The organism is Streptomyces odontotermitis (assembly GCF_050510915.1).
GTDB lineage: Bacteria > Actinomycetota > Actinomycetes > Streptomycetales > Streptomycetaceae > Streptomyces.
Window position 1 is genome coordinate 145,560 of sequence record NZ_JBNJLS010000009.1, and the last position, 20,848, is coordinate 166,407.

The 20,848-nt window shown below is 73.1% G+C and carries 21 protein-coding genes; 12 read left to right on the forward strand and 9 right to left on the reverse strand.

What is annotated here, in order from left to right; all coding sequences use genetic code 11:
- The first annotated feature begins 148 nt into the window (after nucleotides 1-148).
- Nucleotides 149-1,396 (forward strand): M14 family zinc carboxypeptidase, encoded by a 1,248-nt coding sequence (locus tag ACQB60_RS25150; protein ID WP_496928381.1) that lies wholly within the window; start codon nucleotides 149-151, stop codon nucleotides 1,394-1,396.
- 46 nt (nucleotides 1,397-1,442) lie between these two features.
- Here the strand turns inward: ACQB60_RS25150 and ACQB60_RS25155 are convergent, their stop codons facing one another.
- Both ACQB60_RS25155 and ACQB60_RS25160 read right to left on the reverse strand, forming a co-directional pair.
- Nucleotides 1,443-1,883: an SSI family serine proteinase inhibitor gene (locus tag ACQB60_RS25155; RefSeq protein ID WP_496928382.1), complete on the reverse strand. Its 441-nt coding sequence runs from the start codon at nucleotides 1,881-1,883 to the stop codon at nucleotides 1,443-1,445.
- Between the two features lie 119 nt (nucleotides 1,884-2,002).
- Complete coding sequence (locus ACQB60_RS25160) at nucleotides 2,003-2,551, reverse strand: FHA domain-containing protein (RefSeq protein WP_496928383.1); 549 nt, start codon at nucleotides 2,549-2,551, stop codon at nucleotides 2,003-2,005.
- A gap of 137 nt (nucleotides 2,552-2,688) precedes the next feature.
- On the opposite strand from ACQB60_RS25160, the gene treZ reads away from it, so the two are divergent.
- A complete protein-coding gene (gene treZ, locus ACQB60_RS25165) occupies nucleotides 2,689-4,434 on the forward strand; it encodes a malto-oligosyltrehalose trehalohydrolase (protein WP_496928384.1) in 1,746 nt (581 codons plus the stop codon).
- Nucleotides 4,435-4,464: 30 nt separating this feature from the next.
- On the opposite strand, the gene ACQB60_RS25170 is transcribed toward treZ, so the two are convergent.
- Nucleotides 4,465-5,613, reverse strand: a complete 1,149-nt coding sequence (locus ACQB60_RS25170) for an aminopeptidase P family protein (protein ID WP_496928385.1) — start codon at nucleotides 5,611-5,613, stop codon at nucleotides 4,465-4,467.
- A 408-nt stretch (nucleotides 5,614-6,021) separates the two neighbouring features.
- Between ACQB60_RS25170 and ACQB60_RS25175 the strand changes: the two genes are divergently transcribed.
- Entirely contained in the window at nucleotides 6,022-6,759 is a 738-nt protein-coding gene (locus tag ACQB60_RS25175; RefSeq protein WP_496928503.1) for a metallophosphoesterase, read from the forward strand.
- A gap of 70 nt (nucleotides 6,760-6,829) precedes the next feature.
- Here the strand turns inward: ACQB60_RS25175 and ACQB60_RS25180 are convergent, their stop codons facing one another.
- Together ACQB60_RS25180 and ACQB60_RS25185 are read right to left on the reverse strand one after the other, a co-directional pair.
- Nucleotides 6,830-7,540 carry a PDZ domain-containing protein gene (locus tag ACQB60_RS25180; RefSeq protein WP_496928386.1) on the reverse strand — a complete coding sequence of 237 codons (711 nt, stop codon included), beginning with the start codon at nucleotides 7,538-7,540 and terminating at the stop codon, nucleotides 6,830-6,832.
- A 48-nt stretch (nucleotides 7,541-7,588) separates the two neighbouring features.
- Nucleotides 7,589-8,515 carry a LysR family transcriptional regulator gene (locus ACQB60_RS25185; RefSeq protein ID WP_496928387.1) on the reverse strand — a complete coding sequence of 309 codons (927 nt, stop codon included), beginning with the start codon at nucleotides 8,513-8,515 and terminating at the stop codon, nucleotides 7,589-7,591.
- 94 nt (nucleotides 8,516-8,609) lie between these two features.
- On the opposite strand from ACQB60_RS25185, the gene ACQB60_RS25190 reads away from it, so the two are divergent.
- Nucleotides 8,610-9,380 (forward strand): CTP synthase C-terminal region-related (seleno)protein, encoded by a 771-nt coding sequence (locus ACQB60_RS25190; protein WP_496928388.1) that lies wholly within the window; start codon nucleotides 8,610-8,612, stop codon nucleotides 9,378-9,380.
- A 24-nt stretch (nucleotides 9,381-9,404) separates the two neighbouring features.
- Here ACQB60_RS25190 and phsA read toward each other — a convergent pair whose 3' ends face one another.
- A complete protein-coding gene (gene phsA, locus ACQB60_RS25195; RefSeq protein WP_496928389.1) occupies nucleotides 9,405-11,300 on the reverse strand; it encodes an O-aminophenol oxidase PhsA in 1,896 nt (631 codons plus the stop codon).
- 225 nt (nucleotides 11,301-11,525) lie between these two features.
- On the opposite strand from phsA, the gene ACQB60_RS25200 reads away from it, so the two are divergent.
- The 7 genes from ACQB60_RS25200 to ACQB60_RS25230 all read left to right on the forward strand — a co-directional run bounded on the left by ACQB60_RS25200 (nucleotide 11,526) and on the right by ACQB60_RS25230 (nucleotide 18,554).
- On the forward strand, nucleotides 11,526-12,872 hold the full coding sequence (locus ACQB60_RS25200; protein WP_496928390.1) for a hypothetical protein: 1,347 nt from the start codon (nucleotides 11,526-11,528) through the stop codon (nucleotides 12,870-12,872).
- Nucleotides 12,873-12,991: 119 nt separating this feature from the next.
- Nucleotides 12,992-13,906 carry a LysR family transcriptional regulator gene (locus ACQB60_RS25205; protein ID WP_496928391.1) on the forward strand — a complete coding sequence of 305 codons (915 nt, stop codon included), beginning with the start codon at nucleotides 12,992-12,994 and terminating at the stop codon, nucleotides 13,904-13,906.
- Nucleotides 13,907-14,000: 94 nt separating this feature from the next.
- Nucleotides 14,001-14,780, forward strand: a complete 780-nt coding sequence (locus ACQB60_RS25210) for an alpha/beta fold hydrolase (protein WP_496928392.1) — start codon at nucleotides 14,001-14,003, stop codon at nucleotides 14,778-14,780.
- Nucleotides 14,777-16,084: a cytochrome P450 gene (locus tag ACQB60_RS25215; RefSeq protein WP_496928393.1), complete on the forward strand. Its 1,308-nt coding sequence runs from the start codon at nucleotides 14,777-14,779 to the stop codon at nucleotides 16,082-16,084. The genes ACQB60_RS25210 and ACQB60_RS25215 overlap by 4 nt, the downstream gene beginning before the upstream one ends.
- 45 nt (nucleotides 16,085-16,129) lie before the next feature.
- A complete protein-coding gene (locus ACQB60_RS25220) occupies nucleotides 16,130-16,699 on the forward strand; it encodes a hypothetical protein (protein WP_496928394.1) in 570 nt (189 codons plus the stop codon).
- A gap of 113 nt (nucleotides 16,700-16,812) precedes the next feature.
- The gene (locus ACQB60_RS25225) at nucleotides 16,813-17,700 is read left to right on the forward strand and encodes a DsbA family protein (protein WP_496928395.1); all 888 of its coding nucleotides are present in this window, start codon (nucleotides 16,813-16,815) and stop codon (nucleotides 17,698-17,700) included.
- Nucleotides 17,697-18,554: a cytochrome c biogenesis CcdA family protein gene (locus ACQB60_RS25230; RefSeq protein WP_496928396.1), complete on the forward strand. Its 858-nt coding sequence runs from the start codon at nucleotides 17,697-17,699 to the stop codon at nucleotides 18,552-18,554. The genes ACQB60_RS25225 and ACQB60_RS25230 overlap by 4 nt, the downstream gene beginning before the upstream one ends.
- 51 nt (nucleotides 18,555-18,605) lie before the next feature.
- Here ACQB60_RS25230 and ACQB60_RS25235 read toward each other — a convergent pair whose 3' ends face one another.
- Nucleotides 18,606-19,028, reverse strand: coding sequence for a cold-shock protein (locus ACQB60_RS25235; RefSeq protein ID WP_496928397.1), 423 nt, complete (start codon nucleotides 19,026-19,028; stop codon nucleotides 18,606-18,608).
- A 104-nt stretch (nucleotides 19,029-19,132) separates the two neighbouring features.
- Between ACQB60_RS25235 and ACQB60_RS25240 the strand changes: the two genes are divergently transcribed.
- A complete protein-coding gene (locus tag ACQB60_RS25240; protein WP_496928398.1) occupies nucleotides 19,133-19,888 on the forward strand; it encodes a thioesterase II family protein in 756 nt (251 codons plus the stop codon).
- 13 nt (nucleotides 19,889-19,901) lie between these two features.
- On the opposite strand, the gene ACQB60_RS25245 is transcribed toward ACQB60_RS25240, so the two are convergent.
- Nucleotides 19,902-20,351 (reverse strand): phospholipase A2, encoded by a 450-nt coding sequence (locus ACQB60_RS25245; RefSeq protein ID WP_496928399.1) that lies wholly within the window; start codon nucleotides 20,349-20,351, stop codon nucleotides 19,902-19,904.
- A gap of 87 nt (nucleotides 20,352-20,438) precedes the next feature.
- Nucleotides 20,439-20,846, reverse strand: coding sequence for a peptide-methionine (R)-S-oxide reductase MsrB (gene msrB / locus ACQB60_RS25250; RefSeq protein ID WP_496928400.1), 408 nt, complete (start codon nucleotides 20,844-20,846; stop codon nucleotides 20,439-20,441).
- Nucleotides 20,847-20,848: the final 2 nt, after the last annotated feature.

Consider the following 20,848-nt stretch of genomic DNA (forward strand, 5'->3'; position numbering starts at 1 on the left):
CGGGTGAGGCACGGGGTGGCTGTGACCTCCCGGATCCCACCGGGCGGCCGGGGGTGCCGGCACTCCGGCACAGCCTGCGGCAGCCGCTTGACACTCGTCCCGGCGCGTGGCGTACTGCGGATTGCGTCAGTGGGCGGACCAGACGGGGGTGAGTCAACTGACGACTCAGCGCTATCTCAATGTGGCCGAACTACTGCTGTCCGCCCGCGCGTTAGCGGCACACCGGCCGGAACTGACCGCCCTGCGGCAGATCGGCACCTCACGGGCGGGGCGGCCGCTGCATCTGCTGTCCATCGGCCACGCCCCGCGCGCGGTGCTCGTGGTCGCGGGCGCGCACGCCAACGAGCCCACCGGGGGCTCGACGCTCCTGCACCTGGCCGAACGGGTCCTGAACGAGCGGGAGTTGCTCGACGGCACGTCGTGGCACTTCTTGTTGTGCGCCGACCCGGACGGCGCGAGCCTGCACCGCACTCCGGCGCCGCGCACCCTGTTCGACTACCACCGCCACTTCTTCCGTCCTGCGGGCCCGGAGCAGCCGGAGTGGTCGCCCTCGGTGCTGCCGCCCGACCGGCTGCCGCCGGAGACCCGCGCGCTGACCCGCGTCATCGACGAGGTACGGCCCTACCTGCAGGTGTCCCTGCACGGGACCGATCTCGGGGGCAGCTGGGTGCAGTTGACCAAGGACATCCCGGGGCTCGCGGAGCCGTTCGCCAAGTCGGCGGCGGAGCTGCACATTCCGGTGGAGACGGGGGCGTCGGACGCGGCGGGCTGGCCGGTCTCGGGGCCCGGGGTGCACGTCCTGCCGGGGCCCGGCTCCGGCGCCGCCTACCCGAGCCTCCCGGAGGACGCCCGGCACACCACCTGGCACCACGCCCACCGCTACGGAGGGCTCACCGCGATCGTCGAAGTGCCCATGTGGGCCAGCGATCTCGTGGACGACCGGACCGCGCACCCGGCGCCCGGCACGGCGCTGCGGGCCGTCGCGTGGCGGCTGCGCCGGGACGCCCGCGTCGTCGAGGACGTGTTCGCCGAGGCGCTGCCACGCCTGCCGAATGCCGAGGGGCCGCTGCTGCGGGCCGCGCGGTGGGCGCTGGACCTGGTCCCCGGGCTCGTGCACGACTGGGCGCGGCTGCCGCCCGCGGACACGACGCGGGCGTACATCGGCAGTGTCGACGCCTTCGGGCGGCGCCTTCCGCTGCGTGCGGCGGCGATGCTGATGCGGGTGCTCGAGGAAGCGGACGACCGGGCCGCGCCCCGCCTGGAGAGGCTGGTCGCGCACTGGAGCGAGGGGTTCGCCGAGCGGTTCAGGGCCCGCTGGGTGCCGTTGGAGCACCAGGTCGAGCACCAGTCACGGACCACGGTGGCGGCGGCGCGGCACGCGCGCGTGCGGACGTGAACGGCCGCACGCGCGCGTGAGGGACGGAGATGCCCTCCCTGGGCGCCTACTTGTCGTGCGTCCCGAAGATCCCGCCGGTGCGGTCCTTCATCACGCAGGAGTTGGGGAAGTTCTGCGCGAAGACCTGCCGGCGGCCGTTCCAGACGCCGTACGCGACCGCCGTCACCGGCTTGTAGATCATGGGGCAGGCGATGTTGAGCGGCTCGGCCCTGCCGATGTCGCCCTTGGCCTTCTTCAGCGCCGCGCAGGCCGCCTCGTCCCCGGCGGCGTGGTCGCCCTTCGGCGGGCAGCGCAGGAGGTGGCCGTCGAGGTCGCCGATGACGCTCTCGCCCTGCATGACCGCGAGGTACATCCAGTTGCCCGGCAGCGACTGCCCGGCGGGCGGCTCCTGGGTGTCCGCCTGGGCCGGGCCCGCGCCCGTCGCGAGCAGGGTGCCCGCCGCCGCGGCCGCCAGCAGAGCGTTCCGTAGCGCCTTCGCCTTCACCATGTCCGTTCACCGTTCCTTGCGTTCGGGGTGCGCGCGGACGTGCGTCCGCACCGCTGCATCCATCGGCACAGCGGGGCCCCGAGCGCACCCGTGGTGCCCCCGGACTCACTCGAACGGGATCATGTGACGGCGAGGCGGAACGCCATCCGGCCGAAGCTCACCTGGTCGCCCTCGCGCACGACGGCGGCGCCGACGACCCTGCGGCCGTTCACGGACGTGCCGTTGGTCGAGCCGAGGTCGCGCAGCACCCACATGCCGCCCTGGCGGCTCAGCTCGGCGTGCACGCGGGAGACGGTGTCGTGGCTCAGGCGCAGGCCGTTGGCGGGGTCGCGGCCGATCCGCAGCGGGTAGGGGCTCGGCGTCGGCAGGAGCAGCTTCGGCAGGCGCTCGGCCTGCCAGGCCCGGCGCAGCCGGACGGTGAACCCGGAGACCGCCTCGACGGCCCCGAAGAACCGCCGCGACCAGCCGCCCTCGCCGGCCAGATCGGCGGTCAGGACGGCCAGTTCCTCGGATCTGCGGGCGGCGAGCGCGAGCTCCATGCGGCGCACGAACGTCTCGTGCGACAGCTTGCCCAGGGCCGCGCCCTCCCTGAGCACCTCCAGGGCCCGGTCGCGCTCGGCATCCGACACGCGCGCGGGATAGGTGTGGAACTCGTAGGAGGACGTCACCCGCCGATTGTCGGGCAGGGGGTCCGGGGTGTCCAGAAACCTTCTTCCGACCACGTGGCGATCACATCTGTCGCACCATGGACGGGCGTTGGGGGCAACGAACGGATCGACGAGCGGACCTTCGAGGGGGAACGTCAGTGGAGTTCGAGGTGTGGGCGCCGGACGCGGGACACGTGACGCTGGTGTGCGAGGGCACCACGCGCGCGTTGGAGCGCGATCCAGGGCGGGACGGCTGGTGGACGGGCGAGGCGGAGGCGGCGGACGGGGCGCGGTACGGCTTCGCGCTCGACGGCGGGCCCGAACTGCCCGATCCCCGCTCGCGACGGCAGCCGGACGGGCCCGACGGGCTCAGCGCCGTGGTCGACCACGAGCGGTACGCGTGGCGGACCGAGTGGGCGGGGCGCGGCCTGCGGGACGCGGTCCTGTACGAGCTGCACGTGGGGACGTACACCCCGGAGGGCACGCTGGACGCGGCGGCACAGCGCCTCGGCCACCTCGCGGAACTGGGCGTCACACACGTCGAGTTGATGCCGCTGTGCCCGTTCCCGGGGCGGCACGGGTGGGGGTACGAGGGGGTGTCCCTGTGGGCCGTGCACGAGCCGTACGGCGGCCCCGAGGCGCTGAAACGATTTGTCGACGCGGCGCACGCGCGCGGCCTCGGCGTGCTGCTCGACGTGGTGCACAACCACCTGGGCCCGTCCGGCAACCACCTCCCCGCCTTCGGGCCCTACTTCACCGACACGCACCAGACGCCGTGGGGCTCGGCGGTGAACCTGGACGCGCCGGGCTCGGACGAGGTGCGCGCGTATCTGATCGGCAGCGCCCTGGCCTGGCTGCGCGACTACCGGATCGACGGACTGCGGCTCGACGCGGTGCACGCGCTGCGCGACACACGCGCGTGCCACTTCCTGGAGGAGCTCAGCACCTCCGTGGACGCGCTCGCCGAGGAGCTGGGCAGGCCGCTGGCGCTGATCGCCGAGTCGGACCTGAACGACCCGCGGCTCATCACCCCGCGCGCGGGCGGCGGTCACGGCCTGCACGCGCAGTGGAACGACGACTTCCACCACGGCCTGCACACCGCCCTGACCGGTGAGGCGCAGGGCTACTACGCGGACTTCGCCGCGGCGCCGCTCGCCGCGCTCGCCAAGACGCTCACGTGCGGCTTCTTCCACGACGGCACGTACTCCAGCTTCCGCGGCCGCCACCACGGCCGCCCCGTGGACCGCGCCCGCACCCCCGCCCACCGCCTCCTCGGCTACTCCCAGACCCACGACCAGGTCGGCAACCGCGCCCAGGGAGACCGGCTCTCCGCCGCGCTCTCCCCCGGCCTGCTCGGCTGCGCCGCCGCCCTGACGCTCACCGCGCCCTTCACGCCGATGCTGTTCATGGGCGAGGAGTGGGGCGCGGGCACCCCCTGGCAGTTCTTCACCGACCACACCGATCCGGAGCTCGCCGAGGCCGTACGCCGGGGCAGGCGGCGGGAGTTCACGGCGCACGGGTGGGCGGAGGAGGACGTGCCGGACCCGCAGGACCCGGCGACCCGGGACCGCTCCGTGCTCGACTGGTCCGAGCCGGAACAAGAGCCCCACGCGCGCGTGCTCGCCTGGTACCGGAAGCTCATCGCACTGCGCCGCGAGCGGCCGGACCTCCTGGACCCCGATCTCGCGGCGGTGCGCGTCGCGTTCGACGAGCGGGCCCGCTGGCTCGCGTTCCGGCGCGGGGACCTGCGGATCGCGCTGAACCTCGGCAAGGAGGAGGCCGCGATCCCCGTCGGCGGCCGCCGCGCGCGCGTACTCGCCTCCTGGGAGGAGGTCGAGCCGCCCGGCGCGGACGGCGTGCTGCGGCTGCCTCCGGAGTCGTGCGCCGTGCTCGCGACGTCCTGAGAGCGGCCGCCGACGGGCGGGCGCCGTCGGTCAGTCGACGACGGCCAGCTCGCGCGCGGTGGCGTTCAGACGGCGGCCGCCGTCCTCCGTGACGGTCACGATGTCCTCGATGCGCACGCCGAAGCGGCCCGGCAGATAGACGCCTGGCTCCACGGAGAAGCACATGCCCGGGACGAGCGGCCGCTCCTCGCCCTCGATCATGTACGGCGGTTCGTGCGTGGTGACGCCGATGCCGTGGCCCGTGCGGTGGATGAAGTACTCGCCGTAGCCGAACTCGGTGATCACGGCGCGGGCGGCGCGGTCGACGTCCTGGCAGGCCGCGCCGGGGCGGACCGCCGCGCAGCCCGCGGCCTGCGCCTCACGCACCACGTCGTGGACGCGCTGCTCCTCCGCGGTCGGCTCACCGACGTGCACGGTGCGGGAGGTGTCCGAGCCGTAGCCGTGCTTCAGGCCGCCGAAGTCGAGGACGACCATGTCGCCGTGCTCGATGACGCGGTCGCCCGCCTCGTGGTGCGGATTGGCGCCGTTCGGCCCGGAGCCGACCACCGTGAAGTCCACCTGGGAGTGCCCGAACTGCCGCAGCAGATCGGCGAGATCACCCGCGACGTCGGTCTCCCTGCGGCCCGCGAAGGAGACCTTCTTGATCTCCTCGTACGTGGCGTCGGCGGCCGCCCCCGCCGCCGCGAGCCGCTCCAGCTCGGCGGCGTCCTTGACGGCGCGCAGCATCGGCAGGGCCTCCGTGAGCGACACGTACGACGTGGTGGGCAGCGCCTTCTGGAGGCCGAGAAGGTGCATCGCCCAGGCGTTGTCGCTCACTCCGAAGCGGCCCGCCACGTCCAGGAGGGGCGCCGTCACCGCGTACGGGTCCTTGCCGTCGGTCCAGTCGCGCAGCGTCAGGGCGGGCGCGCCCGCGGCCTTCTCGGCGTCGGGGGCCTCCAGGGTGGGCACCACGAGGACGGGGTCCTGTCCGGCGGCGAGCACGAGGAGGGTGAGGCGCTCGGTGTCGGCGGTCGGCTTGTAGCCGGTGAGCCACACCATGTCGGGGCCGGGCGCGACGAGCACCCCGGCGAGTCCCTCTTCGGCGGCGGCCCGGGCCGCGCGGTCCATGCGCGCCCGGTAGTCGGCGGCGGTGAAGGGGGCGGGGGCGGACGTGTCCGGATTGCGGGGCGTGTTGTCCATGAGCCGATCCTCCCTGAACACGGCTCAGCTCTCCAGCGCGAGCCGCGCACCGAGGAGCAGCAGCACTCCCCCCGGAGACCTGCTCCGGCCTGCGCCGCACCCCGGCCCGCGAGAGCACGCCCTTCATGCGCGCGGTGAGCCCGAAGGCCGCGCACAGGCCCCGGATGAAGACCCCGGTCTCCTTGCCGGGCACGGCCGGAAAGCCCGAACACCTGCTGCGCAGCGACTGCTTGACGATCAGGACGGTGCCCGTCCCGGCCGGTGGTTTCCGGTGGGCCGCCCCGACCAGTGGTTTCCGGTGGGCCGCCCCGACCAGTGACTCCCGCACCGCCCTAATGGTTAGATGACGTCAATCCATTAGCAATGAGTGGACCATGAGCGATGAGCGGACGGAAGGCGGCCACGACGATGCTCGTGCTGGCGCAGATCAGCGATCTCCACCTCGACGGCACTCCGCGTGCGACGGAGCGCGCGGAGCGCGTCATGGACCATCTGCGGGCGCTCCCGGGCCCCCTGGACGCCCTCCTGGTCACCGGCGACATCGCGGACCACGGCGCTGAGTCCGAGTACGCCGAGGCGGCCGCCCTGCTCAAGGCCCCCTTCCCCGTCCTGACCTGCCCCGGCAACCACGACCGCCGCGGGCCCTACCGCACCGCGCTGCTCGGCGAGCCCGCGGCGGACGGGCCCGTCAACAGCGCCCACCACGTGGGCGGTTGCGTGATCCTGATGCTCGACTCCACCGTCCCCGGGCGCGACGAGGGCCTCCTGGACGGGGAGACGTACGCCTGGCTGGAGGCCACGCTCGACGAGCTGGACGGCGAGACGCCGGTCCTGCTCGCCTTCCACCACCCGCCCGTCGCCCTCCACCACCCCTTGCCGGACTCCTACCAGCTGGGCCGCCCCCACGCGCTCGCCGCCCTGTTGGAGCGCCGCCCCGAGATCGTCGCCGTGCTCACCGGGCACGCCCACTCCCCCGGGGCCACCACCTTCGCCGGCCGGCCCCTCCTTGTCGGGCCCGGCGTGACCTGGACGCTGCGGCTGCCCTGGGAGGGCGAGGCCGCGGCGGACCGGGACGCCCCGGTGGGGCTCGCCTTCCATGTGCTCGACGACGAGCGGCGGTTGACGACGCACTTCAGGGTGGTGTGAGGGTTCCGCTTCAAGGTGAGGTGAGAGCTCCGCTTCAGGGGGGTGCGAGGGCCCCGCGCGCGAGGCGGCGTCAGGTCACCACCCCGGGAGTCACCGAAAGGGCCTGGTGGTCACCGCTCTTGTGGCGGACGGTCAGCGTGACGTCGCGGCCGGGGCGCGCTGCGGCGACGGCCTGCGCCAGGTCTCCGGCCGAGCGGATCGGGGTCTTGCCGAACGCCACCAGGACGTCGCCGCGGACCAGGCCCGCGGTGTAGCCCGGTCCGGGGTCGTGCACGCCGACGAGCAGAGCACCCGCGCGCGTGGGGGCGTCGACGGCCTCCACTCCGAGGGTGAGCCGGGCGCTCTTGCGGGCGGGCTGTTCCGGGGCGCCGCCACCGGGCGGGGCCTGGCCCGAAGCGGCGCCTTCGGAGGGCGACTTGCTGCTCCCCGGGGACTGGCTCGCCCCGGGCGGCTGCCCCGTCCCGCCCGGCTGCGCACCCTGCTGCTTCTGCATGTCGGCGAGCTTGCTCATCCCGATGACGGTGGCGCCCACGGTGCCGAGGCCCACCCCGGAGAGCACCAGGACCGTCGCGAAGAGCAGGCCGAAGCCCAGGGTGAGCAGGCGTCTGCCGCGGCGCCGGGCGGCGTGCGGGCGGCGCCCGGACGGGGGCGGGGGGTTCGTGTTCGTAGGGGAAGTGCCGGACGTTCTGGCTGAGTTGGCCTTGCCGAACCTGCTGAACTTTTTGCCGTTGCGGGGCTCTCGGCCCGGCATCGGCTTGGGACGCAACGCGGTCTGTTCCATGGCTCGCCTCCGGCCACAGCTCTACCCGGCGTGACCCCGCGCGACGATTCACGAACGAGTGACGTCCCCGCGCTCCCCGGCCATCAGTTCGGCCAGGGCCGCGGCGGGCCCGCGCACCACTCCGGAGTGCACGAGTTCGGTGCGGTGCACGACCCGGGGCGCCGTCAGGGGCACCGCGACCGCCCCGCCTCCGGCAGCGCCCCCTGCGGCACCCCCTGCGGCGCTCTCGGCGGCCAGCGAGGACGGCAGCAGGGCCAGCCCGTGCCCGGCCCCCACGAGCGCCACCAGCGTGCGCAGATCGCCGCCCTCGTAGCGCAGGGCCGGACGGAAGCCCACAGCCCCCGGGGAGCCGTGCGCGGCCCGCAGCTGCTCCAGGCAGACCCCCGCGTCGGGCGCGTCCAGCCAGCGGGCGTCCACGAGGTCGCCGAGGCGGAGTCCCGCGCGGCGGGCCAGGGGGTGCGCGGCGGGCAGCAGCACGGAGACGGGCTCCTCGGCGACGCCGCGCACGGTGAGCGGTGCGACGTCGGGCAGGCGCAGCGGGTCGGTCGGCGCGGCGAGGCCGTCCACAAGTCCCAGGTCGGCGGCGCCCGTTGCGACCGCCGCGGGCATCTCCGCGCGCGGGAGGACGCACAGGGTCACGCCGGTGGCGGGCAGGGCCTCGGCCGTACGGCGCCGCAGCGCCGTCGCGGTCGTCGCGAGGGTCAGGCCCGGCGCGGGCTCGCCCGCCGACCGCGCGACCTCCGCCCGCGCCGCCTCCAGGCGCAGCAGCAGCGGACCCGCGTGCTCCAGGAGCCGCTCCCCGGCCGGGGTCGGCGCGACCGGGCGGCGGGTGAGCAGGGTCGCGCCCAGGTCCTGTTCCAGCGCCGCGATGTGCTGGGAGACGGCGGACTGGGTGTAGCCGAGCTCCCGCGCGGCCTCCGAGAAGGAGGCGAGGCGGGCCACCGTGACGTACGTGCGGAGCAGGTGCGGATCCATGCCTCCATGATCGCGCGGCCCATCAGAGATGCTTATGGAGGGTGCAGATTTCATCGTTGGACGTGAACGGGGATGCCCGCCCAGGATGGTCGGCATGGCACAGAACACCCACTCCGTGGGACAGCACACCGGCCCCGACGGACAGCACAGCAGCCCCGTGGCCCGCATCGCCCTCGTCGGCGACCGCTCCCCGAACGTCGTCTCGCACACCCGCGTCCCGCTCCTCCTGGAGGCGCTCGCCGCCCGGGAGGGGCTGGTCCTCGACGCCTACTGGATACCGACCGAGGACGCCGAGCAGGAGGGCGCCGTGCGCGGCTTCGACGCCGTGTGGGTGCTGCCCGGCAGCCCCTACCGGAGCGAGGCGGGGGCGCTCGCCGCGATCCGCACCGCGCGCAAGGACCGCGTCCCCTTCCTCGGCACCTGCGGCGGCTTCCAGCACACGCTCCTGGAGTACGCCCGCGACGTCTGCGGCCTCACGGAGGTCGCCCACGCCGAGAACGACCCCGACGCGGACGACTTCCTCATCGCGCCCCTGTCCTGCTCCCTCGTGGGCCACGAGGGCACGGTGACGCTCGCCCCCGGCTCGCTCGCCGAGTCCGTCATCGGGGCCGACAAGTCCCTCGAGCGCTACCACTGTTCGTACGGCCCGAGCGCCCACACCGAGACGCTGAGCGCCCACGGACTGCGCTTCACCGGGCACGACGAGGAGGGCCTGATCCGCGTCGCGGAACTCCCCGGCCACCCCTTCTTCCTGGCCACGCTCTTCCAGCCGGAGCTGTACGGCGACGGCACGCGCCCGCACCCGGTCGTGCGCGCCCTGGCCCGTGCGGCGGTGGACCACGCGCGCGTGTCCACCACCGCCTGAGCCCAGGAGCGACCCGCCCGGCGGTCAGCCCGCGTGACCACCCCCGTGGCCGCCGTCGTGCCCGCCGTGGCCCGCCCCGTGGTCGAACTTCATGGCCTCCGCGGGCATCACCACGAAGGGCCGCATCATGCCCATGTCCTCGTGCTCAAGGAGGTGGCAGTGGTACATGAAGCGGCCGTACGCCCCGTCGAACCGGCCCATCACGCGCAGCAGTTGGCCGCCGGGGACGCGGAAGACGTCCTTCAGGCCGCGCTCGTTCGGGGCGAGCGGGATGCGCCGGGCGGGGTCGAACGCGATCGGGGCGCGGGTGCCGCCGACCGCCGCGTCGAAGCCCGAGGCGTCGTACGCGTCACGCCCCATGAGCTGGAAGTCGGCGAGGTGGATGTGCATGGGGTGGGTCACCTCGGGCTGCACCGCGAGGTTGAGGAAGCTCCACTGCTCGTAGCTGCCCTCGGCGATGGTGAAGCCAAGTCCGTCGTTGAAGGTGCGCGAGATGCGGCGGTAGGTCTTCACCTTGCCGTCCTCGCCGCGCAGTTGGATCACGCCGTCGGTCGGGACCTGGACGTCGCCCGGGTGCTCGACCTCGACCATCTCCCAGATCTCCGGGTGGCCGCCGCCGCCCTTCGTGGCGGGCGGGGTGAGGACGATCAGGCGGTGGCCGTGCGGAATGTCGTGGGTGATCGGCCGGAAGGAGCCGGACAGGATCTCCGGGAGCTCGAAGGAGTCCTCGCACCCCCCGCTCTCCCCCACCCGGAACTCCATGACGTGCGGATACCGCACGTCGTTCGCCAGGTCCGGGACGCCCGGCGCCTCGCCCGCGCCCTTGTTGACGAGCCGCAGACGGCGGCCCGCGAAGGCACGGAAGTCGATGAGCAGGTCCATGCGTTCGGCGGGCGCGACGGTGAGGGTGGGCAGCGCCTCGTCGAAGTCGACCGGCACGGGGCGGGGCAGCAGCCCGCCGTCGCTGCCGATCTGCTTGATGGCGCCCGGCACCGGGTTGTCGTCCTCGTCGATCAGGACCAGGTCGTAGATGCGGGCGTTGGACGCGTTGACGAGGCGGAAGCGGTACCAGGCGTCATCGACGTCCGCGTACGGCCAGATGCGCCCGTTCACGGTGGTGTACGGGCCCGTGAAGGGCAGGGAGACGGGCTTGCCCGTCTCGGGGTTCTTCGGGTCGATGATGACGGTCTTGTGCAGCAGCCGGCCGTTGAGCCGTCCGTCCTCGTCCGTGTCCAGGTTGCGGTCGGCGAGCAGCAGCGGGATCTCCCGCTCCCCGGAGGGGAGATGGAGGGCGTCCTCCTCGTCGTCGCGCACCAGGTAGGTGCCGTACAGGCCCGTGTGGACGTTCCACCGCGTGATGTTCATGGCGTGGTCGTGGTACCACCACTGCACCGCCTGGTGGTCGTTCGGATACTCGGAGAGCTGTGCGTCCCCGAAGCCCACCGCGTTGTCCGCCCAGCCGTCGTTGCCGCCGCCGGTCTGCGCGCCGTGCAGGTGCGTCACCGTCCACGCGGGCAGCGCGGCCACGTCCTTGTTCGGCTCCACCCCGTCGCGGCCCGCCTGGGTGCTCGGCCGGGGCGTGCCGTTCGGCACCTCGACCGAGGTGACCGGGAACTCGCTCTCCTTCGGGATGCGGTTGGTCCACGCGATGCGGATGCGCTCGCCGCGCCGCACCTCGATGGTGGGGCCCGGCACCGAGCCGTCGTACCCCCACATCAGGGTGGGCGGCAGCTGTGGGTGCAGCCGCACCCACGTCGGCCGCAGCGCGATCTCGGTCTCCTGTCGTACGTCGTCGGAACCTGGGCGCAGCACCGGCGGCACGGTCAGCGGCGCGACGTACGGAGCGAGCTCCCCCGAAGCCCGTGCGTCCGTCACCAAGTCCGCGAGTCCGTCGGCGATACGTCCGATGATGTCGGTCACGTGTGAACACCCCCGTGTTCGGCCCGGTCGGGCGGTCCCCCTTCGCGCGGCACCTCAACGGCCGCGCCCTACACATCAGAAGACCTGTCCCGCATCACCGAGGTTCCCTGAATGTCACCTTCCGTGTAGGAAGCGACGAAAATCGGACACACCCCGGATTCGCCCCGCTTGGCCCGGTCGGGCGCGGAGATCCGGTTGTCAGTGGGCGCTGTTACGTTCTCGGGCATGAACGATCACGCCCTGCGGCGGCTGAGGCAGGACCGACACCTGGCCGAACTGGCCGCGTTCCCCTTCAACTTCGACCTGGACCGCACGGACCACGTCGAGCCGGTCAGGCTGGCCTCGGGCGGCCCGCTGGAGCCGATAGCGGGGGACGACACGGGCGGCACGTACTTCGCGTGCGCGGACGGCGCCGTGCTGTACGCGGACTCCGAGGGCTCGGCGGGCGTCGTCGGCCTGAGCGTGGACGAGGCGATCGAGCTGACGATCGGCACGCTCGGCTGGGAGGACTGGGCCGGATTCCCGCCCGGCGCGAGCGCGGACGAGGAGGCCGACCTGCTCGCCGGGATCGCCGAGACGGAGGCGGACCTGCGCGAGATATGCGCTCCCGAACTGGACGCGCAGCGGGCCGAGTTGCAGGCGGCGCTCGGCTTCCCGGACCGCCCGGTGGTCGAGCTGGTGCGCCGCCTGCACCGCGCCCTGCTCACCACGGAGCCCGACCACCTCCTGCTGAACGCGGAGGAGGGCGTGGCCTACGAGCGCCTCGACCCCTACCCGCGCCCCGCCCTGTGGGAGCAGGTCCTCTCCCCGGGCCGCGCCGACCTCGCCGCGATGCGGTCCGGCCGCGCCGCGTGGGACGCGGTGGTGGCCGACCCGGTGCGGCTCCTGACGACGCTGCGGGCCGCGCAGTACGACCGCCGGGACACCGATCTCCCGCTCCTGCGCCACCTGTTGCGCCACCAGGCGCGCACGTGCGCGATGTCCGACGACCTCCGCCTCGCCGTCGTCCTGGTGGGCCTGCACGGCCGCGAGGAGGACCTGCCCCTCCTCAGGGAGGTCCACGAGACGACGTACGACACCTGGTGCGGCCTCGCGGGCCTGCCCGACCGGGCCGACCAGGTCCGCACCTGGGCGCAGGAGTTCGACGCGTCCCACCACGGCACGGACCCGGCGGACGAGGGCGAGGACACCTGGCTGGAGCTGGCGCGCGAGCAGGGACGCCCCGAGGTGGCCCGCGTCCATCTGATCCGCGAGCTGGACGTGCAGGACCGCCGCGCGTACCGCATCGCGAGGGGCCGCACCGGGACGGCCCCCAGCAGCCCCCGACTCCGCGAGCTCATCGAGGAGTTGACGGCCCTGGGCGACTACACCCAGGCGATACGGGCGCAGCGCCTGCACCTCACGCTCCAGGACGCGGAGCACAACGCGGCGGCGGCACGGGCGAACCTGGAGCGCCTGACGGAGCTGGAACGGGAGGCGAAGCTGGAGCGGGAGGCGGAGCGGGAGGCGGAGCTGGAGCGGGAGGCGGAGCGGGAGGCGGAGCTGGAGCGGGAGGCAGGCGACGCGCGCTGACCGCGCGGGCCCACTCGCATCGCCTGACCAACCAGAAGCCCCAAGCCGCACATCCCGAGCACTCAGCACCGAGCACCGAGCACCGAGCACCGAGCACCGAGCACCGAGAGGAGAAGCCCATGGACCTGTTGTCCCTGCGCTACTTCCGCACCGTCGCGCGCCACGAGCACATCAGCCGCGCCGCCGACGAACTCCGCGTCGCCCAGCCCTCGGTGAGCCGCACCATCGCCCGCCTGGAGGCCGAGCTCGGTGTCCCGCTCTTCGACCGGCGCGGCCGCCGCGTCCACCTCAACCGCTACGGGAGGCTCTTCCTGCGCCACGTCGAGCGGGCCCTCGGCGAGCTCGACGACGCCCGCCGCGCGGTGCGGGACGCGGCCGAGGCGGACGCGGGCAGCGTGACCGTGGCCTCCGAGGCGCTGGTGACACTCACCTACGCGCTGGCCCGCTTCCGCACCGCGCACCCGGACGTCGAGGTCCGCCTCTCCCAGGCCGGCGCCGAGGAGATGAGCCGCCAACTGCGCGCCCGCGAGGTCGACTTCTGTGTCGCCTCGCAGCCTCTGACGGGGCCCTCCCTCCAGACGCTGGAGCTGCTGCGCGAGGAGGTCCTGCTCGCGCTGCCGCCCGGCCACCGCCTGGCCGGACGCGACCGCGTGACCGTCGCCGACGTGGCCGACGAGCCGTTCATCACGACCCGCCCCGGGCTGTGGCCGCGCGCCCTGCTCGACCGGCTGTTCACCGAGGCCGGCCTCACCCCGCACATCACGTGCGAGAGCGACGAGCCGAGCGCCACCGGGGACCTGATCGGCGCGGGCCTCGGCGTGGGCCTGGTTCCGGCCATGTCCCGCGCCTCCACCCTGCGGGCCACGGGCGCCTGGGTGCGCCTCGACGCACCCGGCTGCGAGCGGACGCTGACCCTCGTATGGCGCGCGGACGGCTATCTGTCGGAGGCGGCACGGAAGTTCAAGGAGTCGATAACCGGGACGCCGCTGACCTCACCGGAGCCCGCGGGGCCCCGCCCGCTTCGGCCGGACTGAGCGCCCGCACCCTTGCGGCACAAGGGAGTTGCGGCAACTGTGGTCGCGGCCCGAGTACCACCCCGCGCGCCGGACCGATTCGACAGGAGTCACCGTGGCCTCCTTCCACCTCCCCCACGAACTGCGCGGGCACGGCCCGCACAAGGTGATCGCCGTGCACGGCTGGTTCGCCGACCGCACCGCCTTCGCCCCCGTGCTGCCCGACCTCGACGGCGAGTCCTTCCAGTACGCCGCCGTGGATCTGCGCGGCTACGGCGCGGCCAAGGACGCGGTGGGCACGTTCACCACGGCCGAGGGCGCATCCGACGTCGTGGACCTCGCGGACCGGCTCGGCTGGGAGCGGTTCTCGCTGATCGGCCACTCCATGGGCGGCAGCGTGGCCCAGCGCGTCCTGGCGCTCGCCCCGCACCGGGTCCGCCGCCTGGTCGGCGTCTCACCGGTGCCCGCCTCCGGCCTCCAACTCCCGCCCGAGCAATGGGAGTTGTTCTCCGGCGCCGGACACCTGCCGCGCAACCGCCGCACCATCCTGGACATCACCACCGGCGGCCACCGCCCCGCGGCCTGGCTCGACCGCATGGTGGACCGCTCGCTGAGCCACAGCGACGCGAAGGCGTTCCGCGCGTGGCTGGACTCCTGGGCGACCGAGGACTTCCACGCCGACATCGAGGGCTCGACGGTGCCCGCCCTCGCGGTGGTGGGCGCGCTCGACCCGGCGCTCTCCGCCGAGCTGATGCGCACGACGTGGCTGCGCTGGTACGCCCGCGCCGAGCTGGTCGAGCTGCCCTCCGCGGGCCACTACGCGATGGACGAGACGCCGCTCGCCCTGATCCGCACGGTGGAGGACTTCCTGCGCGCCGACGAGGGCGACGGATGAAGGCACACACATCCAAGGCCCCCGACGTCCCCGACGTCCCCGACGTCTTCGACCCCCGCCCGTACGCACACGGCGTCCCGTACGACAGCTACCGCACCCTCCGCGACCACCACCCCGTGGCCTGGCAGGAGGAACCGGAGATCATGGGGTGGCCCGCCGGGCCCGGCTTCTGGGCGGTCACGCGCCACGCCGACGTCGTCCGCGTCCTGAAGGACTCCGCGACCTACTCCTCCCACCTCGGCGCCACCCAGATCCGCGACCCCGACCCCGCCGACCTGCCCTTCATCCGCCGCATGATGCTCAACCAGGACCCTCCGTCACACCAGCGCCTGCGCACCCTCGTCAGCCGCGCCTTCACCCCCCGGCGGGTCGACCGGTTCGAGGCCGTGGCGCGGCGCCGGGCCCGCGACCTCCTCGGCGCCGCGGTCGCCTCGGCCCGCGACAGCGACGGCACCTGCGACCTCGTCCCCGCCGTCACCGACGACTACGCCCTCCTCAACCTCGCCGACCTCCTCGGCGTACCGGAGAGCGACCGCGGCCTCATGCTGCACTGGACCCGGCGCGTCATCGGATACCAGGACCCGGACGAGGCGGGCGCCGTCGTGCGCGACGCCGACGGCAAGCCGGTCAACCCGCGCTCGCCCGCGCTCCTTGCGGACATGTTCGCGTACGCCCAGTCGCTCGCCGCCTACAAGCGGCGCCACCCCGCGGACGACGTGATGACCTCCCTGGCGACCGCCGCCGAACTCTCCTGCCCGGAGCTGGAGATGTTCTTCTTCCTGCTCACGGTCGCGGGCAACGACACGGTCCGCAGCGCGGCCCCCGGCGGCCTGCTCGCCCTGGCCGAGGCCCCCGACGAGTACGGCCGCCTGTACACCGGCGCGGCCGCCCTCGCCCCGGCCGTCGAGGAGTTGCTGCGCGCCCATCCGCCGGTGCTCAGCTTCCGGCGCACCGCGGCCCGGGACACGGTCCTCGCCGGTACCCGTATCAGCGCCGGGGACAAGGTCGTCGTCTTCCACGCCTCGGCCAACCACGACGAGCGCGTCTTCGCCGACCCGCACCGCCTCGACCTGTCCCGCGACCCGAACCCGCACGTCTCGTTCGGCGACGGGCCGCACGTCTGCCTCGGCGCCCACTTCGCCCGCCTCCAGCTGCGCGTCCTGTACGAGGAGGCCCGGCGCGCCCTGCCGCCCCGGCTCCGTCTCGCGGCCCCGCCCCGGCGGCTCGTCTCGCACTTCATCAACGGCCTGAAGTCGCTCCCGGTCCACCTGTCCGGGCCCCCGTCCGGCCTCCCGTATCGTTGACGTACCCAAAACGACGTACGCGAAGGTGAGCAGAGGGGAGGGGCGATGACACCGGGACCGACGCCGGGGCCGACACCAGGTCCGACGCCGGGACGCGACGCGCACGTGGGCGCCACCGTCGCCCTGCGCGCCGTGCTCGCCCTGCTCGTCGCCGTGGTCACGCTGCTCTGCGTGTACGGGCAGGTGGGCAGCCGCTCCACGGCTGAGGCGCCGCGGCGGACGGTCGCCGCAGCGTCGACGGCGCCGCAGCACGCGTCGGCCGACACGGCGATCACCACCGCCTCCGCCCCTACCTCCGTATCCGCATCCACCTCCGCATCCACCTCCGCCTCCACCTCCGTCTCCGTCTCCACTTCCGTCTCCGGGCACACGGCGATCGCCACCGAGGACGACCGCCACCCCGCCCCCTGCAAGACGAAGATCGTTTCCGAGTCGAACGGCGGCGGCGCCCTCCGCGGCGACGGCCACCCGACGCAGTCGGGCCCCGCCCTGTCCCCCGCGACGGACCCGGCGACCACGCCCCTCGCCACCCGCGCCCCGCCCGGCATACCGTCCGTCTCCTCCGGGCCCCTCGCCCCGCCCCCGCGCGAACTGCTCTCCATCCTGCGGATCTAGGACACCGGCCACGCCCCCACGTCCTGGTCCATCCCTCGCATGCCCACACCCACGCACGCACCCGCGCACGCGCGCGTGCCCGCATGCACCACCGCACGCAGGAGAGCTCTGCCATGCCGAAGCCCGGCACCACCCGCACGTCCACCACCCGCACGTCGACGTCCCGTTCCCGTACCCGCACCAAGGTCATCGCCTCGGTGGTCCTCGTCGCCGCCGCGGCCACCGCCGTCTTCGCCTTCACCCTCGACTCGGGCTCGGACTCGCCCGGCGCGAAGAGCGAGGACCCGGCCGTCACCGAGGAGGGCCCGGCGGTGCCCGAGGCCGTCCCGGAGCTGGTGGGCCTGGCCCGCCGCGACAAGGGCGACGCGCTCGCCACCGGCCCCGCCGACGCCCCGGTCGTGATGATCGAGTACTCCGACTTCCAGTGCCCCTACTGCGGCCGCTTCGCGCGCGAGACCGAGAAGGAGCTGATCCGCAAGTACGTCGACAAGGGCGTCCTGCGCATCGAGTGGCGCAACTTCCCGATCTTCGGCAACGAGTCGGAGCAGGCGGCGAAGGCGTCCTGGGCGGCGGGGCAGCAGAAGAAGTTCTGGGAGTTCCACGAGGTCGCGTACGAGAAGCAGCGCAAGCGCAACTCCGGCGAGTTCAGCAAGGACAACCTGGTGGCGATGGCCAAGAAGGCGGGCGTCCCCGACCTCGACCGGTTCCGTGACGACCTCGCCTCCGACAGGGCCGGCGCGGCGGTGGACAAGGACCGCAAGGAGGGCTACGGCCTCGGCGTCTCCAGCACCCCGGCGTTCCTGATCAACGGCAGGCCGGTGCTCGGGGCGCAGCCCACGGACATGTTCACGCGGACCATCGAGGCGGCGGAGCGCGCGGCGGCCCAGAAGGACAACAAGAAGACGGACGAAAAGAAGACGGACGAGAATCAGCCGGACGACAACAAGGGCGACGACAAGGGCGACAACAGGGCCGACCACAAGGCGGGCGACGGCCGATGAGCGACGCAAGCCTGCTCATGGCGTTCCTCGGCGGGCTGCTCGCCCTGCTCAGCCCGTGCAGCGCCCTGCTCCTGCCCGCGTTCTTCGCCTACTCGTTCAACGGCGGCCGCCTCCTCGGCCGCACCGCCCTGTTCTACGCCGGTCTGTGCACGACGCTCGTGCCGCTCGGCGCGGCCGGTTCGTTCGCGAGCAAGCTCTTCTACGGCAACCGGGACCTGCTCATCACCATCGGCGGCTGGACGGTGATCGCGCTCGGCGTCGCGCAGATCCTCGGCCTCGGCTTCGGCTCGCGGCGGCTCCAACAGGCGGCGGGCGCGCGCCGGTCGGGCTCCGCCGTCTCGGTGGTGGCGCTCGGCGCGGTCTACGGCCTGGCCGGGTTCTGCGCGGGCCCGATCCTCGGCAGCATCCTGATGGTGGCCGCGCTCGACGGCGAACCGGTGCACGGCGGACTGCTGCTCGCGGTGTACGCGCTGGGCATGGCGCTGCCGATGTTCGTGCTCGCGCTGCTCTGGGACCGCTTCGACCTCGGCCACAGGCGCTGGCTGCGCGGCCGGACGCTGAACCTCGGCCGGCTGCGGCTGCACACGACGTCGCTCGTCGGCGGTGTCCTGTTCATCGCGCTCGGCGCCGCGTTCCTGCTCTTCGACGGGACGTCCGCGCTGCCGTCGCTGCTGAGCGTGGACACCGAGTACAGCCTGGAGGAGCGGTTCCGCGAGATCGGCGCGGCGGTCCCGGACAAGGTGGCGCTGCTCGTCCTGGCGGGGGCGGTGGCGATCCCCGCGCTGATCGTGCTGCTGCGCGGGGCGCGGACCAAGGAGGAGAGCGAGGAGCCGTCACCGGACGGCACGTCGTAGGCGACGGGCCGTCCGGGTCATGCGGGTCATGCGGGTCATGCGGACCAGACCCTAGTCCTCGATCCAGCCGTGGTTCTCGGCGTGCCGGAGGAGGCGGTCGCGGGCCTGGAGGATCTGCGCGGAGGTCATGGTGGGAACCGCGGCGAGGAGCACTTCGGTGACCTCGTCGCGGTACTCCTTGGCGGAGAGCGAGTCGCACAGGACGTTGTCGTCGTAGTCGACGCCGCGCGCGGAATGGCCGCCGCCGGACCGCACCGGGATTCCGGGTTCGCTCACCAGACGCACCTCGGACGCCTTCAGACCGCGGTCGCCCTCCTCCACCCGGAACTCCACGATGGCCCCCGGGGTGAGCAGACTCTTGTCCACCTCGAGGTCGTTCGCGTGCACGAAGACGTCCTCGCCGCCGGTCTCCGCGGCGACGAACCCGAAGCCGCGCACGGTGTCGAACCTGATGATCTTGCCCTGAACCCTCACAGCACCCTCACCCTCGAACCCACAAAGCAGTTGAACGCCTCCCCTAATTCTACGGAGTTGCCGTAGCGTCGTTTGACCAGCACGTAACTGGAGGACGCAGTCACATGAGCATCGCCGCAGTCACGGACAAGTCCCAGTGGATCCGCCACTACGCCGTCGCTTCCGTCAACGCGCCCCGGCTGGTGTGTCTGCCCCACGCGGGCGGCTCCGCCAGCTACTACCTGCCGACCGCGAAGGCCCTCGCCCCGCACGTCGAGGTGCTCGCGATCCAGTACCCGGGCAGGCAGGACCGCCTCCTGGAGGACTGCGTCGACAACATCCACGATCTCGCGGCGCTCATAGCCCAGTTCGTGCAGCCGCTGGCGGCGGAGAAGCCGCTCGCCCTGTTCGGCCACAGCATGGGCGCGGGCGTGGGCTTCGAGGTGGCCCGGCTGCTCCAGCAGGCCGGGACCCCGGCGGCCCATCTCTTCGTCTCGGGCCGCCAGGCCCCGCACCGCCACGAGGTCACCTACGCCCACCTCCTGGACGACCTCCAGTTCGTGGCCGAGATCCGCCAGCTGAACGGCTCGGACGACGACGTCCTGGACGACCCCGACCTGCGCTCCCTGGTGCTGCCCGCGATCCGCTCGGACTACAAGGCGGCGGAGACCTACGAGTACCGCCCCGGCCCCCGGCTGACCTCCCCCATCACCGCCCTGACCGGCGACAGCGACTCGGGCATGACCCTGGACGCGGTCCGCGCCTGGTCGGACCACACGTCGGGCGCCTTCAACTTCAAGGTCTTCGCCGGCGGCCACTTCTTCCTCAACGACCACCAGGGGGCGATCCAGCGGGGGATCAGGGCGGCGCTGGGGGTCTAGCGGCCCCAGGGGATCAGAAGAAGGAACTGTCCCCGAGCTGCTGCACCGCCGTCAGCATGATCGTGGAGTGGTTGTGGCACTCCTCCCACACATCGGGCAGCCCCTCGTACTTGTCCTTGCAGATCCGGTCCATCTCCTCGCCGAAGCGCGCGTCGATCCAGTTCTTGGTCTCGCGGGTCGGGCTGAGCTTGAGGGCGTAGTGGTTGCCGAAGTTGCGGTAGCCGAAGTCGTGCAGGTTGCACGCCGGGATCATGTCTGGGTCGTAGATGGGCGCACTGCAGCCGTCCGCACTCCACTCGAAGGGCGGCTCGTGCGGGGTGGTGGCGAACTGCTGATAGGTGAGCCCCATGATCTCCCTGGCCCGGACGGCCGGATCGGGGTCGGCCGCCGCCGGTGCGGCGTGCACGGGCAGGGCCGCGAGGATCAGCCCCGCACAGACACCGAGAACACGAGAACCACGCATGGACGCACACTCCCTCAAGTCACCGAACGTCGGTAACTGCCTGCATCGGCAGGCCGGCCACGGGACTTGAGGGAGACGGCGGGGGCGTCAGCCCTCGTCCGGAACCAGCGTCAGCGAGATCGAGTTGATGCAGTACCGCTGGTCCGTGGGCGTCGGGTAGCCCTCGCCCTCGAAGACATGGCCGAGGTGCGAGCCGCAGCGTGCGCAGCGCACCTCCGTGCGCACCATGCCGTGCGACGTGTCGGAGATCAGCTCGACCGCGTCGGTGTCCTTGGGGTCGTAGAAGCTCGGCCAGCCGCAGTGGGACGCGAACTTCTCGTGGGACGTGAAGAGTTCGGCGCCGCAGGCGCGGCAGGCGTAGACGCCCTTGGTCTTGGTGTCGGTGTACTCGCCGCGGAACGCGGGCTCCGTGCCGGACTCGCGCAGCACCGCGTACTCAGCGGGGGTCAGCTGAGCGCGCCACTCCTCGTCCGGCTTCTCGACCTCGTACGGCATGA

What these genes read in the sequence shown, in the direction of transcription:
- ACQB60_RS25240 (WP_496928398.1), top strand. Translation starts at nt 19,133, where the DNA reads ATGAGCATCGCCGCAGTCACGGACAAGTCCCAGTGGATCCGCCACTAC.
- ACQB60_RS25245 (WP_496928399.1), bottom strand. Translation starts at nt 20,351, where the DNA reads ATGCGTGGTTCTCGTGTTCTCGGTGTCTGTGCGGGGCTGATCCTCGCG.
- ACQB60_RS25225 (WP_496928395.1), top strand. Translation starts at nt 16,813, where the DNA reads ATGCCGAAGCCCGGCACCACCCGCACGTCCACCACCCGCACGTCGACG.
- ACQB60_RS25170 (WP_496928385.1), bottom strand. Translation starts at nt 5,613, where the DNA reads ATGGACAACACGCCCCGCAATCCGGACACGTCCGCCCCCGCCCCCTTC.
- ACQB60_RS25155 (WP_496928382.1), bottom strand. Translation starts at nt 1,883, where the DNA reads ATGGTGAAGGCGAAGGCGCTACGGAACGCTCTGCTGGCGGCCGCGGCG.
- ACQB60_RS25220 (WP_496928394.1), top strand. Translation starts at nt 16,130, where the DNA reads ATGACACCGGGACCGACGCCGGGGCCGACACCAGGTCCGACGCCGGGA.
- ACQB60_RS25200 (WP_496928390.1), top strand. Translation starts at nt 11,526, where the DNA reads ATGAACGATCACGCCCTGCGGCGGCTGAGGCAGGACCGACACCTGGCC.
- ACQB60_RS25230 (WP_496928396.1), top strand. Translation starts at nt 17,697, where the DNA reads ATGAGCGACGCAAGCCTGCTCATGGCGTTCCTCGGCGGGCTGCTCGCC.
- ACQB60_RS25185 (WP_496928387.1), bottom strand. Translation starts at nt 8,515, where the DNA reads ATGGATCCGCACCTGCTCCGCACGTACGTCACGGTGGCCCGCCTCGCC.
- ACQB60_RS25175 (WP_496928503.1), top strand. Translation starts at nt 6,022, where the DNA reads ATGCTCGTGCTGGCGCAGATCAGCGATCTCCACCTCGACGGCACTCCG.
- ACQB60_RS25180 (WP_496928386.1), bottom strand. Translation starts at nt 7,540, where the DNA reads ATGGAACAGACCGCGTTGCGTCCCAAGCCGATGCCGGGCCGAGAGCCC.
- msrB (WP_496928400.1), bottom strand. Translation starts at nt 20,846, where the DNA reads ATGCCGTACGAGGTCGAGAAGCCGGACGAGGAGTGGCGCGCTCAGCTG.
- ACQB60_RS25190 (WP_496928388.1), top strand. Translation starts at nt 8,610, where the DNA reads ATGGCACAGAACACCCACTCCGTGGGACAGCACACCGGCCCCGACGGA.
- ACQB60_RS25215 (WP_496928393.1), top strand. Translation starts at nt 14,777, where the DNA reads ATGAAGGCACACACATCCAAGGCCCCCGACGTCCCCGACGTCCCCGAC.
- ACQB60_RS25205 (WP_496928391.1), top strand. Translation starts at nt 12,992, where the DNA reads ATGGACCTGTTGTCCCTGCGCTACTTCCGCACCGTCGCGCGCCACGAG.